We start from the raw sequence: 18,094 nt of genomic DNA on the forward strand, positions 1-18,094 counted from the left end.
ACCTTAGAAGTTGTAAGCGACACCCATATTAATGGTCATTGGTGTCTCAACGTTCTGGCCCTTCGATAACTTGACTTCAGTGCTGATAGCCAGATTAGCGTTCAGATTGACATTGATACCAGCACCAGCATTTGCACGGGTGCCTTTTAGGCTGTTATCAAATATCTCGTTGTTAACGGATACTTTGTTATTTGCCATCAGGTCATTATCCACCGAGAAGATAGCATATGGCTTAATCTCTGTGCCGCTATTTAACACATAACGGTAGCCACCGTTGACCCCGATGGTACCCGTTACAGCGGTGGCACGTTGATTCTCTGCGGTCATACCGTTAGATAAAGTGTTCTGGCTCTTGCCAGAGCTAAAGCCACTCAAAGCAATATGTGGTGAAACATAGAATGCATCTAAATTGATATGCTTGCCGGCTTTCACCGCCAAACCCAGGCCATTCAATTTAGAGCTACCGGTCGCCTGGCTGCTTTGAGTCGAGATATTAACATTCTGATTGAAACGGTTAGCTTTCAGTACAGCGTTAACATAATAACCATCATCGACCAGGTATTGGCTGTACATCCCTATTGAGAAGCTGTCGACTTTGCCTGAACTTTGATAATCAGACTTGATATTTGAGCTACTGTAGCTGGTGAAACCACCGATACTCAGTACGCCGTTATCCAGTTTTGTCGCTTTATCCGCACCGAACGTCATACCATTTAATTTCTGATCGAAATTAGCAGCAGTGCCTTTCACCTTGTAGTTATCGTTCAGGTAAGTTCCCCATACACCACTTTCATTGGCGGCAGTGCTTTGTTGGTCTAAACGATGATGAATCGAGCTTAACTCGGCATTAAAGATGACTGGGGTGGTGTTAGCTAGCGCCAAAACACCGGCAGTGCTGGGGGTTAGCGCTGCGTTTCCACCTGCGTTACGGCCATTTGTATCAGTGACTAACTTAAAGCCACCTTTGCCATCACTTTGCAGCTTATATTGATAGTTACCCAAATTTACCGTGCCAGTGGCTAAAGTAAAATCGGCATTACCTGAGTTTATTTTAGCCACATCCAGATTGTTCGGCGCAATCCCGCTGTCATTGATAGCCACCATAAATTGGCCATCAGCCTGTCCGTTGACATTCAGCGGCGCGCTGGTGTGATTGATAAACGTCGAGCCAAGGTTAAAAGTCCCGGTTCCTGCCAGTGATGTTGTATTCAACTGAACAGTCGACTTACTCATATCAACCGTACCACCATTCATTGCCATACTTTTGAAAGCGTGTTGGGTAGGAATACTATTATTGGCAGCAATAAACTCCATTTTACCGGCTAATTTTAGGTCAGCATCTTGAGTGGTTGCTTGGTCATAGACACGGATAAAGCTATTGGATTCGGCATTAATCGTGCCGCTGATAATGGCGTTATTATCAAAGGTAGTGGTACCGCCTTTGATAATAACGTCTTGCAAGCTGCTGGCGATCAAAGCATCACCACTTTCAACCACCAATTTAAAGGCCTGCATGCGAGAGCGGAGGCTAAATTTCCCGCCTTTTAATGTTATACCATCAGCAATTGCATCATCAGTAACCTTAAACTCACCACCATTAACTGTGGTGTCTTTGGCGGAGCCGTCAGACAAGGTAAAAGTGCCGCTATTGAGTTTAGTGTTGCTGGCAATGGCGTCTGTCTGCACATCAAATTCACCACCGTTGATAATAGTGCCATCAGTGGCGGCACCATTTCCTAGCGTAAATTTCCCGCCATTCACTTTGGTATTAATGGCTGTTGCACCTTTATTCAATGTAAAGCTGCCCTTCTGTAGCAGGGTATCTTCCGCGCTTGCACCGTCTTGCAGGGTAAAAGTGCCGCCATTGATCTCGGTTGCAATGGCTTTTGCACCCGCCTGAACGATGAACATCCCCTTTCTCAACAGTGTGCTGTGTGCCACTGCACTATCCGCCAGTGTTAAGCTGCCGTCAGCGATGATGGTGTTTGTAAGTGTTGCTTTGCTATCGGCAGTGATGTTACCGCGACTGGTCATATCATTGACGATCGAATCATCACTTACAGTGACACTGCCACCTTTGGTCACCAAGGCATTATGGGATACGGCACGGCCAGTGAGGCTCAGTTGACCGCCAGCTTGTACCACGCTATCGGTATCGGTACCGCCCTGATTATTTAGCGTGCCATCGGTGATGGTGGTGCTAAACGCAGCTGCGCCCGCAGCCAGATTTACTGTTCCACCTTCTCTAACCATGCTGCTAATGATTTTGCCATCTTTTTGCACATTTTGTGTGCCGCCAGCCACATGTGTAAGTACGGCTAGGGAGCTCCCGGCAACGGTTTGTGTAATCGTCTTATCCAGCGTTTGGTCGATGACCGGAGCATTAACCGTTGGGTTCACTCTATTGAGCTGAACTACGGCTTCTTTGGCGTCTTGCAACGCCAGCATTTGATCCTTAACCTTTTTTTCAGCCTCAGATTTAGCCTGTTCAGCGGTGTCAAACTGCTGTTTGGCAGTAGCATTGTTTATTTCGGCTGTATCGAGTGTTGTTTGCGCATCCTTAGCATTTTTTTCAGTGATAAGAGCAAAATCAAAGGCCTCTTTAGCTTGGGTGGCGATAGTGAAATCATCGCGAGCTTGCTCCAGCTTACTTTTGTCCTCTGTAATTGCTTTATGGATGCTTTCTATTTTTAACTCAATTCGCTTAATTTCTTTCAATAAAGCTTTTTTATTTTTATTCTGCTCAGTTTGCTTGTGATCCAACTCCGAACGTTTATCGCGGTGAGCTTTGGCAATTGCTTCTTCGTCTGCGGTGTAATCTTTGGGGTCTTTTGCAATAAATGACTGTGAATTCCACATTGATTCATTTGAGCTTATATCAATGGCTATTTTCTCAAGTTCTACATCGATATTTGTGCGTTCATCGCCCTTGGCTATTAGCTGGTCTGTGGTGTCTTTCAAATGTTTATCATTATCTATAACTGTTTGTTTTTTATTATTTAATTCATCTTTTTTATCATAAAGATTGTTATCTATTTCGTTCTGAGCTGTAGCTGTAAGACTCAGCCCCGCATTCGTCAACGCAGTATCTTTCTTTTTATTCGCTTCATCTCGCGCATCATTGGCTGCTTTTTTGCCTGCTTCGGCTACCTGAAGGTCGACTTTTATGGGGGTCCACAGATCATTTTGGTGTGCAGCTTCTTCAACTGCGGTCTTAAATTTTTGTTCTACTCTTTTAACTTCCGCTTTAGCGATTTCTTCTAATTGTTGTTTCTGTACTTTCTCTTTCATGCGCTCTTGCAGTTGTTGCTGCTGTGTCGCATCTATAACATTCGAGGTCTTAAAATCTTGCAACTTATCTGAGATACTTTTTTCTGTTCCAGCTGCAATAGCACCACCTGATACCAATGATGAGATCAAGATAGATAAAGGCAATAAACGTGTATTTAATGTAGTAGAATTTAACATGGTAAGAATATTTCCTATATATAGTTTTTTTTATAATTAAAGTTAATTAAGATAAATGTATTGTGGTAAACATTGGCGCTCAATATATCAACAAAAATTTAAAAGACTATTTATTAAAAGATTAAAACTTATACTTTTGCCATTTTACTTCATTTTTTTAGATGTTTGCTGACGTTAATTGGTAGGTTTATTTGTTGGTTAACTACATGATTTTATTGATTTTTATGTTAAGTTTTTATCTGATTTTTAGTGAGTTACCAATCCATGGAAAATATTAAATTAAAAAAATATTAAAAAAATATTAAACACCATTTGGTTGTCTTTTAGTTAAGGGTTGTTAATTTATCCTAGGTATAACCGAGAATATTTCCTAGATAAAAGTCTTCATATTTATCTCCCTATATTCCCTTTCAGACGAATGCTATAATCTTGCTATCAATCAGGGAGCAAGATATGAATCACAATGGTTTGCATCGGTTAATATCGAAAATGAGAGCGTGCCAACTGGCCCTCTTGGTCAGTGCTGTCGTATTTTTGGCTGGCTGTGATGACAAGAGCGAAAATAAGGATGTTGCGGCCCCCTCTGCTCCGGCATCTACACAGGTAACTGAATCGGTAGCTAAAGCGCCGGTGAGCAAAATAAACGATGCAAATAAGTTGGCGGAATTGGCAAAACAGCATGCTGGTCAGCCGCTCACTTTACTGGATGCCTCTGAGTTACAATTCGAGGGGGCCAGTGCCATGGTGCTGACTTTCTCGCAGCCATTGGATCCCAAGCAAGACTTCTCCGCACGGGTTCATTTGGTTGATACCGTTAGTGGAAAAATAGACGGAGCCTGGGAGCTGTCTGACAACCTGATGGAGCTGCGGCTACGCCATCTTAAACCTGAGCGTAAATTACTGCTGACCGTCGATAGCACGTTGCAAGGTATCGGTGGTGCTGAGCTGGGTAAACAACAGCAGCAGGAAATAACCACTCGCGATATCAAGCCAAGTGTCGGTTTTGCCAGCAAAGGTTCTTTGTTACCGGGTAAATTGGCCCAAGGTTTGCCAGTGATGGCGCTCAATGTTGATAGTGTTGATGTTAATTTTTTCCGCATCAAGCAAAGCAGTCTGGCTAATTTCCTCGCCAGCTGGCAATACCGCAGTGCATTGTCGAACTGGGAATCAGATGAACTGCTGAAAATGGCTGATCTGGTCTATACCGGTCGTTTTGACCTTAATCCTGCCGCCAATACCCGCGAAAAGTTATTACTCCCGCTCGCCGATATCAAGCCGTTGCAAGAATCGGGTGTCTATCTGGCGGTAATGCAACAAGCCGGGCAATACAGTTACACCAATGCAGCCACCTTATTTACCCTGAGTGATATTGGTGTTTCGTTACATCGCTACCATGACCGGATGGATGTCTTTACCCAAGCATTGGCAGGCGGAGCGGCCTTGAAAGGCGTGTCGCTACAATTACTGGATGAAAAAGGCCAGGTGCTGGAACAGGTTGAGACTGACGCTCAGGGCCATGCACAACTAGAAAAGAATGCCAAAGCCAAATTGCTACTGGCTGCGCAAAACGGGCAGACCAGCCTGATTGACCTCAATGCTCCGGCGCTGGATCTGGCTGAGTTTGATATTGCCGGGCCAGAAGGTTTCCAGAAACAGTTTTTCGTCTTTGGCCCACGCGACTTGTATCGCCCCGGAGAGACGTTAATTGTCAATGGCTTGCTGCGCGATGCTGATGGTAAACCACTGACCACCCAACCGGTTAAAGTGGATATTCTCAAGCCGGATAATCAAGTGGTACGTAGTTTTGTCTGGCAGCCACAGGATGGTTTGTATCAATACCAGTACGCGATTGCAGAAAATGGCCCGACCGGCGAGTGGTCATTGCGCATGAATTTGGGCGATAACCAGCCGCGCCTGTACAAATTTAAGGTGGAAGACTTCCTGCCAGAACGGATGGCGCTTGAGATTGCCACCCGTAAAGAGCCGATCGCCACTGACAGCGAAGCCAGTTTTGCCATCACTGGCCGCTATCTCTACGGCGCTCCGGCAGCCGGTAACCGATTGCAAGGCCAATTATTCCTGCGCCCATTGCGCGAAGCGGTTACCTCATTACCCGGTTTTGAATTCGGTTCGATTATCGAAGAAAACCTTTCGCGTACCTTGGATGAGTTTGATACCACACTCAACAGCGACGGCCAAACTGAGGTTGAAGTTGATAACAGTTGGCAGAATGCGCAATCACCACTGAAGCTGATTTTACAGGCCAGTTTGCTGGAGTCCGGCGGGCGGCCAGTCACGCGGCGCGCTGAGCAAGCTTTGTGGCCAGCCGATGCGCTGGTCGGTATTCGCCCGTTATTCAACAAGCAGCAAGTTTATGATTATCGCAGTGACAGTTATAAATCACAGGCGATGGTCGATCAGGACACCACGGCTGATTTTGAAATTATTTATGCCAATGCTGATGGTGAAAAACTGGCGGCGAAGGGTTTGAAAGCGAAGTTGGTGCGTGAGCGCCGCGATTACTACTGGCAGTGGTCAGAAAGTGATGGCTGGCAGTCACTGTATGATAAAAAAGATCTGACTCTGGCAGAGCAGTCAGTGAATGTTGCCGCAGACGGTAGCGCTAAAGTCAGCTTCCCGGTGGAGTGGGGCGCATATCGTATTGAGGTGAGTAATCCAGATAATGAATTAGTCAGCAGCTCTCGTTTCTGGGCTGGTTACAGCTGGCAGGATAATACCGCAGGCAGTGGTGCTGTGCGGCCAGATCAGGTCAAACTGACACTGGATAAACCGGCTTACCGACCTGGCGAAAAAGTAAAACTGCATATTGAAGCACCGGCTGCCGGTAATGGCTATCTGCTGGTGGAATCCAGTGATGGCCCATTGTGGTGGCAGGAAGTGACTATTCCAGCTGGAGGCGCTGAGGTTGAAGTGCCGATTAACAAACAGTGGAATCGCCATGATTTATATCTCAGTGCGACAGTGATTCGCCCTGGTGATAAGTCACAGCAGGCGACACCAAAACGCGCCATTGGTTTGCTGCATCTGCCGCTGGTTGATGAAACCCGCAAATTAGCGCTAGAGCTGGAATCACCAGAGCGCATTCGTCCTAATCAGACCTTAACGGTAAAAGTAAAAGCCAGCCGCAGCGGTGCGCCGTTACCTGAGAAAGTGCAGGTATTGCTATCGGCGGTCGATAGCGGGATTCTGAATATTACTGATTACGCCACGCCCGATCCCTATGACGCCTTCTTTGGCCGCAAGCGCTACAGCGCCGACCAATATGATGTTTACGGGCAATTAATTGAAGGGCAGGGCCGTCTGGCAAGCCTGCGCTTTGGTGGTGATGGCGATGACGAAGACGCGCTATCCCGGGGCGGTAAGAAACCGATAACTGAAGTCACTATTGTGGCGCAACAGGCCCAGCCGGTGACATTAAACGCGCAGGGTGAAGGCACTATCGAGCTGGCTATTCCAGACTTTAACGGTGAGTTACGTCTGATGGCGCAAGCCTGGAGTGATGAAGATTTCGGTAAAGCTGAGTCTAAGGTGGTGGTCGCGGCTCCGCTGATTGCCCAACTCGCCACCCCGCGTTTTCTGGCGGGAGGAGATAGCACCCAACTGGCATTGGATTTAAGTAATCTATCCGGCCAGCCGCAGACGCTGTCACTTAACTGGGCCGCCAGCGATTTACTGGCACTCAATGGCGCGCCAACCTCAACTATTTCGCTGGCAAATGGCGAGCGCAAGACAGTGCTGATCCCGGTGCGGGCGTTGAATGGTTTTGGGCAGGGTGATATCGGCCTGACTATTACTGGTATGGTTTTACCGAATGAGAAACTGCCCGATTATCAGCATCATTGGAAAATAGGTGTACGGCCAGCTTATCCTGCCCAGACACGCCATTTCGCCAATGTGTTGCATAGCGGTGAAAGCTGGAATCTGCCAGCGGAGGCGACCAAAGGTCTGGCTCCTGAAACGCTACAAGGGCAACTGCTGATAACCAGCCGGCCACCGCTGAATTTAGCGCGCTATATCACTGAATTATATGCTTATCCTTATGGCTGCTTGGAGCAGACGGTGAGCGGGTTGTATCCGTCGTTGTACAGCAATTATGCCCAACTGACGGCACTCGGCATTAAAGCCGATAGTGACGAGAAACGGCGTAAAAGTATTGATGTCGGTATCGAGCATTTGCTCAGCATGCAGCGCTATAACGGCGGTTTCGGTTTGTGGAGCAATGATAGCCCGGAAGAGTTCTGGCTGACGGCGTATGCCACTGACTTCCTCTATCGCGCCAGCCAGCAGGGGTACAGTGTGCCGGTGGCTGCACTCACGGCGGCGAATAATCGTTTGCAACGCTATTTGCAAGATCCGAGTCAAATTGAAATTCGTTACAGCGAACAGACCAAACATACGCGCTTTGCAGTGCAAGCATACGCGGGCTTGGTATTGGCACAACAGCAGCAAGCTTCATTGGGTGCTTTGCGCCAATTATATACCCGTAGCAATGATGCGCGCTCCGGTTTGCCGTTGGTGCAGTTGGGTGTGGCACTGAAATTGATGGGAGATATGCCGCGCGCCAAAGAAGCGATTACGCAAGGGCTGAATACCACCCGCAGTGATAAAGACTATTGGCTGGAGGATTACGGCAGTTCATTGCGCGATGACGCCCTGATTTTGGCACTGCTAACTGACAATAACCTGCTGGCGCAAGATCGTGATACGCGCCTATTGGCACTGTCTGATGCGTTGACCAGCCGTAACTATCTATCAACGCAGGAGAGCAACGCGGTATTCCTCGCGGGTCGTACATTGATGAGTGGGGCAGAAACGCCGTGGCAAGTGGCGATAGCACCGCAAGTTGAGCCAATTGAGCAGGCCGAGACACTGACGCAAAGTGCAGCATTGAATCAAAACTGGTCAGCACAACAATTGGCGGGCGGTCTGCAATTACAAAACCGCGGCGACGTTGCATTGTATAGCCGCGTGAATGTGGTGGGATATCCACAGCAAACGCCAGCGCCGTACAGCAACAATTTACATATCACTCGCAGTTATATTGGGCTTGACGGTCAGCCGCTACGCTTATCCCAATTGAAGAGTGGCGAGTTAGTTCTGGTACATTTAGATGTCTGGGCTGATAAACGGGTACCCGATGCGCTGGTGGTCGATTTGCTGCCAGCCGGTTTGGAACTGGAAAACCAGAACTTGGGCGACAGCAGCGCCAGCCTGGGGGAGAGTGCCAGCAGTGTGACCGAGTTGATGCAGGATATGCAGCAGTCGGATATCAAGCATCAGGAGTTCCGAGATGACCGCTATGTTGCCGCAGTCAATGTTGATGCTTACCGCCATACGACATTGTTATATCTGGCACGCGCAGTGACGCCGGGTATTTATCAGGTGCCTGCGCCACAGGTGGAATCGATGTATGTTCCAGATTGGCGGGCGCTGGGCAGCACGGTGCCGCAGCTTGAAATAGTTAAGTAAACACTGACTCCCCTTTTGCGGTTACAGGTAAAAGGGGAGCTACCTATCTTTGATGCTAAAAACATACTTTGCCCGTCATCGCCGTAAAATCTGGGTGCTGGCGCTTATTGTAGTGCTGTTTCCGGCTATCTTGTGGCTGGCGGATAAACGCTGGCCGCTGCCACTGACTGAAGTGCAGGTTGCGCGGGTAGTGGTCGCCGAGGATGGGACACCGTTATGGCGCTTTGCCGATGCTGACGGGGTTTGGCGTTATCCGGTGACGCTGCAAGAGGTTTCCCCTTATTACCTGCAAGCGCTGCTAACTTTTGAAGACCGCTGGTTCTATTCTCATCCCGGAGTGAATCCATTGGCACTGGCGCGCGCTGCCTGGCAGGATTTGCGCGCAGGTAAGATTCTGTCTGGTGGCAGCACGCTTTCGATGCAAGTTGCCCGCCTGATTGACCCACATCCCCGCACATTAGCGGGCAAGTTACGCCAAGTGTGGCGAACGGCTCAGCTGGAATGGCACTTTTCTAAAGACAAAATTCTCGAAATCTATCTTAACCGCGCCCCTTTCGGTGGCACGTTGCAAGGCATTGGCGCGGCCAGTTGGACATATTTGGGTAAGCCACCCTCACAATTAACGCCGGCAGAAGCCGCGTTATTGGCCGCGTTGCCCCAGGCACCGAGCCGCTTGCGCCCGGATCGCTATCCACTGCGAGCTAAAGCTGCGCGCGATAAAGTGTTAAGTCGGCTGGCGGATTATCAGGTGTGGTCGTCTGAGCAGGTGGCTGATATCAAACAAGAAGATATCTGGCTGGCACCGCGTCAGGTTCCGCAATTAGCGCCATTGTTAGCGCGGCGCTTAACGGCAGGTAACCAGCGGGAAGTGATTAACACCACTGTGGATGCAGGTTTACAGCGCCAGCTAGAAGATATGGCTGCAGGTTGGCGTCATCAACTCCCCGAGAAAACTTCATTGGGATTGCTGGTGGTAGACCATACCACCATGAATGTGCGTGCTTACCTCGGTTCAGTCGATTTTCAGGATGATCGTCGCTTCGGCCATGTGGATATGGTCAGTGCCTGGCGCTCGCCGGGGTCAACACTGAAACCATTCCTGTATGCGATGGCATTGGATGATGGCCTGATCCATGCTGAGTCACTGTTACAAGATGTGCCGCGCCGCTTTGGCGATTATCGGCCCGGTAACTTTGATACCGGTTTCCACGGCCCGGTCAGTGCCAGCGAGGCTTTGGTGCGCTCTTTAAATCTGCCAGCGGTACAATTACTCGAAGCTTATGGCCCTAAGCGTTTTACCGCCAACTTACGTAATGGCGGTTTGGACTTACGTTTCCCACTGTATAGTGAACCCAGCTTGGCAGTGATCCTCGGCGGTACAGGTTCACGGCTTGACCAATTAGTCGCAGCCTACAGCGCTTTTCCGCGGGGCGGAATGGCGGCAACGTTGCGGTTCGAGCCACAACAGCAGATACAGGAACGGCGCTTGTTTTCACCGGGAGCAGCGTGGATTACCCGACGAATTATGGCGGGGGAAGCCCGACCATTACCGGACGATATTTTACCCACCACGGTACCGTTGGCATGGAAAACTGGTACCAGTTATGGCTACCGTGATGCGTGGGCGATTGGCATTAATGCGCGCTATACTATTGGCGTGTGGGTCGGTCGGCCAGATGGCACGCCGGTCGCTGGGCAGTTTGGTTATGCCACTGCTATCCCTATCCTCAATCAAGTCAGTAACTTGCTAATGAATGGGGTACAGCAAACCGGCCACCCGTTACCCCGAGATCCCCGGCCATCGTCCGTCAGTCGCGAAGAGATTTGCTGGCCGGGGGGGCAACCTTTGGCGGCCGGAGACACTAATTGCCGTCAACGTCGACAAAGCTGGGTTCTGGATGGCACCCTTCCGCCGACACTCGCCGCACCTGGGCAGGAAAATACGCAGGGCAGCCAGTTCACTATTTGGTTGAACCCACCAGGCCAGCGAGTCGCGGCTGATTGCCTGGGCGCTATGCCGGTCGCATTAGCATTGTGGCCCTTGCCGCTCGAACCCTGGCTCCCGATGACAGAGCGCCGTAGTCATCGGCTGCCCGCGGCAAGTAGTGAATGCCCGCCACAGGGAGGGATGGATGTGGCTCCGTTGTTGATTTTGGGTATCCGTGATGGCGCGGTAGTGAAACGTTTACCGGGCCAAACTCATCTTGATCTTCGGCTGGAAGCCCAAGGTGGGGGCGGGCAACATTGGTGGTTCCTCAATGGGGAGCAAGTGGCAGTGACTGAAAATAATCAAACATGGATACAGACATTATCAATGCCTGGCCGCTATCAACTTACGGTGTTGGATGAGAGTGGGTTAGTGAGTAATGTATTATTTCGCGTAGAATGAATACATGTAGTAAATTAATTGCTGATAACCTATAACTTGCTTTTATATTCCGTTATTAATTAATTTTTTTGTGATAAATAAAATAATATTGTGATTTTGATTTGTTCGATAAATTAACTCCAGCATATTATAGGACATAGTTGGAGAGTAATCAGATGATTTATAACTTTTTCTTTATAGTATTATTTCTAATAATATCTACTGTTAATGTTTTTGCTGAACAACCGAAAGTCTGTTTTTTTGCTGATGAAGGTTATCAGGGTAACTCTTTTTGTGCTTCTCAAGGTCAGGCGGTAAGTGATCTTAGAACGGAATGGAATGATAGGATATCATCAATTTATATTCCCCCTGGGATGATAGTGACCGTATTTAAAGATATCTATTTTTCAGGCGAAAATTTAACATTTAAAGAAAGTATTGATTTAGAATTCTCCCGACGTTGGGCAAACTTAAATGATGCAATCAGTTCCTTTAAGGTTAGAAGTGCCGCCTGTTTTTATGACTTTGATAATTTTACTGGTGATTCGATTTGTATCTCAGGTAATGAACGCATTGATTTATATAATGAGACTTATGGTCGACGATCTCATATATTAAACCCTCTCAATGATAAAATAAGCTCTATTCTGCTACCTAAAGATACTCAAGCAATTATCTATGAAAATGATGGGTATGGTGGTGTTTATTTTACTCTAACTGAGAGCCATTCTGAGTCAAACCTCGAAAATATAGGGATGAACAATAATATTACTAGTATGCGGGTTTCTCAGTTTGAACACTTTCTCTGTGATAAATACTGTGTCATCAAAGATAGCATGCTTGTTCCTGTACAATATACTTTTGGTAACTATTGGGATGATAAAAGAATAGGTTCAAAACAAGTGTTGATTAGCTTTTATATAACCAATAAAGATAATCATTCTATAGGTATATCCGGTGGTGGTATTTTTAAAATAAAGGGAAAAGAGATTTTATTTGTTCATGAGCATAGTAACAAATCCGCCGTCTTTGAATTAAGTGGTCATGGTAATACCTTATCCCTATTATCTAAATTTAGTGGCGGATATTTTGAATTTCAACTTGTTGAATCCTCTGGTGACCAAGTGATAAATATTTATCCTGTATTGGGCTATTTGTTTGATGTTGATGATACCAATGTCAGGTTTTTTATCAATAACGAGAATAGTAAGCAACCAGTAATAATAGATAAAATAGTCCTGACGGTTGAAAAAGAACACCACAGAATAGAGCGCAGTTTTATAGGAAAAGTCATCTGTTGGTTAGACCCTCTGCTTAACTTATATAATTATATTATCCAGGGGGGATGTAATCAGGTAGACCATTTTATTACTGACGCGAGAGATTTTTTTAGCAGTGCTAGTAATAAAGTATTACAAGTATCTGGTACATCTAAACCACTCCCAAAAATTAAAGATAATGAATCCTTCGCTTTTGAAAAAATGATGCTAGATCTCTCGTCTGATCCTAAGGGTATATTGACTCATATTAATTCTGATATGAATGGTAAATCATTAACTTTACCGGCAACCGCCCTGGCTTGCCATGTTTCAATGAAAGACCAAATACTTCCTCATTTGCGCTCGCGCCGTCAGGCTATTCCTCCCTGTATTACCTGGACATTAAATATTTTAACTGACTTTACGTTGCTATTTGGGAGTAGCATTAGTACCTGGAATGCTGAAAATTTTGGTCGGGTCATATCACGTATTGTTAATTCAGGGGATACCGGCTATGCAGTATCTGATCCGGTGATAGACCAACGTCTGGTTGAAAATGTTCGCACCTTCGTTGCGGAAAATATTGATAACGTGACGCGGTTAAAAACAGCATTTGATTTTTCTCAACTCAGCTATAGCGATTATTTACGGCACAATGAACCAGAGTCAAATGCCCTATCCCCACAAGCGGTGCAGTTATTACCTCAGGGCCGCTATGAGCTGGCCTTGCAAAACTTTCAGTTTGTCGAGACGGTACCCAGAAGACAACATCATGGCGAGTGGGTTGAGCATCCTGAACTGCATTTTGATATTGAGATCATCAGTGGTGAAACTGCAACCACGCAAACAGCCAGGCAAAATGTTCTGCCGGTGGTGGAGGATTGGCGCAAGCGGTATCATCAGGCCTCGCAGTCTTTATATATTACTGCAAATGCTGAAACGATAAGCAATCCTAATATGCATCACGGAATGAATGACGTTATTTCTGCTGCCAGCTTGGTGAGCGATGTTGCTCAAAGTTGGTTAAGAACGCCGCGTGAGGATTATATTTATGTGATTGTTCGTTTATCCGGCGAGGTAGTCAGTATAGCGATGGCGGTAGATATTAATGAATTTGATGTCGGAGTTGCGGGGTCGTTAACCCGGCCAGACGATGTGCTTCATTCTACTGCCAATGGTGTTATTCGCGGGGCGGGTACGGCAGCGATGCGGGCTTTGGCCGAGCATGTGGCCAAGAAAGGAAAGCGGGCATTGGTATCAGATGTGATCAGCCAGCCATCGGCAATTGTGAAAAAAAAGGTGGGTTTTCAATATATTAATGAACTTTGATGTTGAAGGTTTTTTGATAACCAAGTACTGATGTGGGCGGGGCTCAAAAGATTTTTATGTAAAGTGTGATTTGTACATAAAAGTGAGGAATAAAGATAACTGTTTTTTAATAAAATGTTGTAATTTCCGTATGCAAGTGCCAAACACCCACATATAATCGGCGGCCACTGTACAGGGTCGGCATAATTTTGTAGTAAAGGAACTGCCCGCGAGCCAAACAGTATTTTATGCGGCGGGTTCCGAGTCCGGTCAATATTAGAAATCCAATAGAGGTTATCATGGCTGTAGAACGTACTTTTTCCATTATCAAACCTAATGCTGTTGCCAAAAATAACATTGGTGCCATTTATGCGCGTTTTGAAAGTGCTGGTTTCAAAATTATTGCTGCAAAAATGCTGCATCTGACCAAAGAACAAGCTGAAGGTTTTTACGCTGAACATAAAGGCCGCCCATTCTTCGATGGTTTGGTCGAGTTTATGACTTCAGGCCCGGTCATGATTCAGGTTCTGGAAGGCGAAAATGCCGTTCAACGTCACCGCGATATCATGGGTGCAACCAACCCAGACAACGCACTGGCAGGTACTCTGCGTGCAGATTTCGCCGATAGTTTCACCGAGAATGCGGTGCACGGTTCCGATGCAGTTGAATCAGCTCAGCGTGAAATCGCTTATTTCTTCAGCGACAATGAAATTTGCCCCCGCTAATTAATTGATTTTGTGAATTAGATTGGCTTGTTTAATCAACTGAAACAATAAAGTTGCCTGTACGCCTTTCCAATCATGGAATCCATGCTTTAAAATTTGTACAATGCTGCGCCCCGGTGGAGACATCTCTGCCGGGGCGTTCTATTATTTATTCATCGCCGTTTCGAAAGCCGTACCCGGTTTAAAGCGCAGCGCCGTAAAGTGTAACAACGAGGCCACGACAACTCATGTCTGAACAATTATTAACTGCATCAATGCCAATTGATGCTGCCCCCCTGTCTGACAACGCGGTTGCAACCGCAGCACCAGCAACCAGCAAAATCAATCTACTTGATTTAAATCGTCAGCAAATGCGCGAATTTTTTGCCGAAATGGGTGAGAAGCCTTTCCGTGCAGATCAGGTCATGAAGTGGATGTATCACTACTGCTACGATGATTTCGAGCAAATGACTGATATTAATAAAGGGTTACGTGCCAAATTACAGCGCGTAGCTGAAATCCGTGCACCTGAAGTGGCACAAGAACAGCGCTCCACTGATGGTACCATTAAATGGGCCATCAAAGTGGGCGATCAGCAAGTCGAAACGGTGTATATCCCAGAAGGTGAGCGTGCGACACTGTGTGTGTCCTCTCAGGTCGGCTGCGCATTAGAATGTAAATTCTGTTCAACGGCACAGCAAGGTTTTAACCGCAACCTGCGAGTCTCTGAAATTATCGGCCAGGTATGGCGTGCGGCCAAGATTATCGGTTCATTAAAATCAACCGGTACTCGTCCAATCACCAACGTGGTGATGATGGGTATGGGTGAACCCCTGTTGAACTTGAATAACGTGGTACCCGCGATGGATATCATGATGGACGATTTTGGTTTCGGTTTATCCAAACGCCGTGTGACATTGTCGACTTCTGGTGTGGTGCCAGCACTGGATAAACTGGGCGATATGATTGATGTTGCCTTAGCTATCTCATTGCATGCGCCGACGGATGATATCCGTGATGAAATTGTGCCTATCAACCGTAAATACAATATTGAAACCTTCCTTGCCGCTGTTCGCCGTTATTTGGCGAAATCGAATGCCAATGGTGGGCGGGTTACGGTTGAATACGTTATGCTGGATCACATCAATGACAGCACTGAGCAAGCTCATCAGTTGGCGGAATGTTTAAAAGACACTCCGTGTAAGATTAACTTGATCCCATGGAACCCGTTCCCGGGAGCACCTTATGGTCGTAGCTCAAACAGCCGGGTGGATCGTTTCTCTAAGGTATTGATGGAATACGGATTTACCACTATCGTCCGTAAGACACGCGGTGATGATATTGATGCGGCATGTGGTCAATTGGCCGGTGAGGTGATTGATCGCACCAAGCGCAGTTTGAAAAAGAAAATGGCCGGTGAACCTATCGCGATTAAAACAGTCTGATTCACGATGCCATTAGTTTGTGCATAACTATTTGTTATTCAACTTATAATTTGTTAGGTAACCGATACAAAAAGGTTATTCAAAAGTCATTAATGGGAATAACATAGGTGCCTGATTCGGGTAAGTGCAGCGGCTAACATAGCTGTAACTTGCAGACGACGGGTATCTTCACAAATAAGGACAATTGAGCAAGCATGAAGCTGACAAGACTGTGGAGAGTTTGCCTGATAGCGACCATATTGGCGGGCTGTTCTGGTTCATCGCCGGAAAAAACGAGCCAATCCGCCGCAGGGCAGACACGTTTACAACTAGGTTTAGAATATCTGGCGCAAGGTGATCTTACTGCTGCGCGGCAGAATCTTGAGAAGGCTGTAGCGGCAGATCCACAGGATTATCGTGCTCAATTGGGTATGGCTTTTTATGAGCAACGCATCGGCGAAAACGATGCGGCGGAGCAGCGCTATCAGCAAGCGATGAAACTGGCACCAGGAAATGGCACTGTACTGAATAATTACGGTGCGTTTCTGTGTAGTTTAGGGCAGTATGTACCGGCCCAACAACAGTTTAGCGCAGCTGTATTGTCGCCTGATTACGGTCAGGTTGCAGATAGTCTGGAAAACGCTGGATATTGCTTTTTACGGGCTAATCAAAATGACCAGGCTCGGGTACTCTTGAGTCGGGCATTGAAGTATGATCCGGATAAAGGTGAGCCGCTGCTTGCAGAAGCTCAAAGGCATTTTGGAGAAGGGAATCGCGCTCAGGCGCAACTATTACTGGATGTTTATCAACATGTACTTCCAGCCAGTGCTGAAAGTATATGGTTACAAATTCGTTTCGCCGCGCTGGCAGGCCGTCAAGATAGTGTTCAACGCTATGGCAAGCAGCTTGCGCGAAGTTTTCCACAATCCAAACAGTACCAGCATTTTCTAGCTAATGAATACTGAAGCCTCCCAAGATCAAACTGTTCCAGAGACGACAGGTGTGCGCCTGCGTCAAGCCCGCGAAGCACTAGGGCTCACTCAGCAGATGGTTGCAGAACGTCTGTGTCTGAAAGTATCCACAATCCGTGATATTGAGGAGGATAAAGCACAAGCTAATCTCGCCTCGACATTCCACCGTGGCTACATTCGTTCTTACGCTAAACTGGTTCACCTTCCAGAAGATGAACTGTTGCCTATGTTGGCAAAACAAGCGCCGATCAGAGCGGCAAAAGTTGCCCCGATGCAAAGTTTTTCATTGGGCAAAAAGCATAAAAAACGTGATGGCTGGTTGATGAGTTTCACCTGGCTTATTGTGTTAGTTGTGCTCGGTCTGACAGGGGCATGGTGGTGGCAAAATCATCAGGCGCAGCAAGCAGAAATAGTCACTATGGCTGATCAGTCTTCTGCTCAACTGTCGCAAAATAGTGGGCAATCTGTGCCGCTATCTGATGATAATAGCGATCCTGCGAACCCGGTGGATACTCAAGCTCCGGTCGCGGCTAGCCAGCCGTCAACACCAACAGAAAATGGTACAGCACCTGCGACGAGCAGTGCTGCGCCAGTGGATACGGCAAACAGCCCTGTCAACACAATAGCACCTCAAGGAACAACTTCAGCGGAGTCTGCGGTTGTTTCGCCAAGTCAGGCACCTTTGCCTAATGTTTCTCCTGCGCAATCGCCCCTGCCTACAGCAGATGCTGGAGTAACAGGTACTGCATCATCTGTCGGCTCATTGGTCATGAATTTTACCGCTGATTGTTGGCTACAGGTTGTTGATGCAACGGGAAAAACATTATTTAGTGGTATCCAAAAAGGGGGCGCGACTCTCAATCTCTCAGGGAAAGCTCCCTATAAGCTGACCATTGGTGCTCCAGGTGCATTAACGATTACGTATCAGGGTAACCCAGTAGATTTGAGTAAATTTATTAAGGCTAATCGCGTAGCCCGCCTGACTGTCGGTGTAGAGTAATATTGTGTTTTTGACAAACAACTCTGTGGTTCTGACCAAGTGCCATTGTCTTGTGGAAGATAATGGTTTTGAAAGACTACTGCGTTGCGAAAACTACACGAC

8 protein-coding genes are annotated in these 18,094 nt (G+C 47.1%); 7 read left to right on the forward strand and 1 reads right to left on the reverse strand.

What is annotated here, in order from left to right:
* Positions 1-3: 3 nt before the first annotated feature.
* On the reverse strand, positions 4-3,468 hold the full coding sequence (locus QSV56_RS11540) for an autotransporter outer membrane beta-barrel domain-containing protein (protein ID WP_301212423.1): 3,465 nt from the start codon (positions 3,466-3,468) through the stop codon (positions 4-6).
* 453 nt (positions 3,469-3,921) lie between these two features.
* Here QSV56_RS11540 and QSV56_RS11545 point away from each other — a divergent pair, with 453 nt between their 5' ends.
* The 7 genes from QSV56_RS11545 (at position 3,922) to rodZ (ending at position 17,992) form a co-directional block, all read left to right on the forward strand.
* On the forward strand, positions 3,922-8,958 hold the full coding sequence (locus QSV56_RS11545) for an alpha-2-macroglobulin (RefSeq protein ID WP_301212425.1): 5,037 nt from the start codon (positions 3,922-3,924) through the stop codon (positions 8,956-8,958).
* Positions 8,959-9,010: 52 nt separating this feature from the next.
* The gene (gene pbpC / locus QSV56_RS11550; RefSeq protein WP_301212427.1) at positions 9,011-11,347 is read left to right on the forward strand and encodes a peptidoglycan glycosyltransferase PbpC; all 2,337 of its coding nucleotides are present in this window, start codon (positions 9,011-9,013) and stop codon (positions 11,345-11,347) included.
* Between the two features lie 155 nt (positions 11,348-11,502).
* Complete coding sequence (locus tag QSV56_RS11555; protein ID WP_301212429.1) at positions 11,503-13,914, forward strand: peptidase inhibitor family I36 protein; 2,412 nt, start codon at positions 11,503-11,505, stop codon at positions 13,912-13,914.
* 278 nt (positions 13,915-14,192) lie between these two features.
* Positions 14,193-14,618, forward strand: a complete 426-nt coding sequence (gene ndk / locus QSV56_RS11560; protein ID WP_019081823.1) for a nucleoside-diphosphate kinase — start codon at positions 14,193-14,195, stop codon at positions 14,616-14,618.
* 254 nt (positions 14,619-14,872) lie between these two features.
* Positions 14,873-16,042 (forward strand): bifunctional tRNA (adenosine(37)-C2)-methyltransferase TrmG/ribosomal RNA large subunit methyltransferase RlmN, encoded by a 1,170-nt coding sequence (locus tag QSV56_RS11565; RefSeq protein WP_227747492.1) that lies wholly within the window; start codon positions 14,873-14,875, stop codon positions 16,040-16,042.
* Positions 16,043-16,236: 194 nt separating this feature from the next.
* Positions 16,237-16,986, forward strand: a complete 750-nt coding sequence (gene pilW / locus QSV56_RS11570) for a type IV pilus biogenesis/stability protein PilW (protein WP_046694692.1) — start codon at positions 16,237-16,239, stop codon at positions 16,984-16,986.
* The gene (gene rodZ / locus QSV56_RS11575; RefSeq protein WP_019081820.1) at positions 16,976-17,992 is read left to right on the forward strand and encodes a cytoskeleton protein RodZ; all 1,017 of its coding nucleotides are present in this window, start codon (positions 16,976-16,978) and stop codon (positions 17,990-17,992) included. Before pilW ends, rodZ begins: the two co-directional genes overlap by 11 nt.
* The last annotated feature ends 102 nt before the right edge of the window (positions 17,993-18,094 follow it).

The organism is Yersinia sp. 22-579 (assembly GCF_030433455.1).
Taxonomy (GTDB): domain Bacteria; phylum Pseudomonadota; class Gammaproteobacteria; order Enterobacterales; family Enterobacteriaceae; genus Yersinia; species Yersinia enterocolitica.

What these genes read in the sequence shown, in the direction of transcription:
- QSV56_RS11540 (WP_301212423.1), bottom strand. Translation starts at nt 3,468, where the DNA reads ATGTTAAATTCTACTACATTAAATACACGTTTATTGCCTTTATCTATC.
- QSV56_RS11545 (WP_301212425.1), top strand. Translation starts at nt 3,922, where the DNA reads ATGAATCACAATGGTTTGCATCGGTTAATATCGAAAATGAGAGCGTGC.
- pbpC (WP_301212427.1), top strand. Translation starts at nt 9,011, where the DNA reads ATGCTAAAAACATACTTTGCCCGTCATCGCCGTAAAATCTGGGTGCTG.
- QSV56_RS11555 (WP_301212429.1), top strand. Translation starts at nt 11,503, where the DNA reads ATGATTTATAACTTTTTCTTTATAGTATTATTTCTAATAATATCTACT.
- ndk (WP_019081823.1), top strand. Translation starts at nt 14,193, where the DNA reads ATGGCTGTAGAACGTACTTTTTCCATTATCAAACCTAATGCTGTTGCC.
- QSV56_RS11565 (WP_227747492.1), top strand. Translation starts at nt 14,873, where the DNA reads ATGCCAATTGATGCTGCCCCCCTGTCTGACAACGCGGTTGCAACCGCA.
- pilW (WP_046694692.1), top strand. Translation starts at nt 16,237, where the DNA reads ATGAAGCTGACAAGACTGTGGAGAGTTTGCCTGATAGCGACCATATTG.
- rodZ (WP_019081820.1), top strand. Translation starts at nt 16,976, where the DNA reads ATGAATACTGAAGCCTCCCAAGATCAAACTGTTCCAGAGACGACAGGT.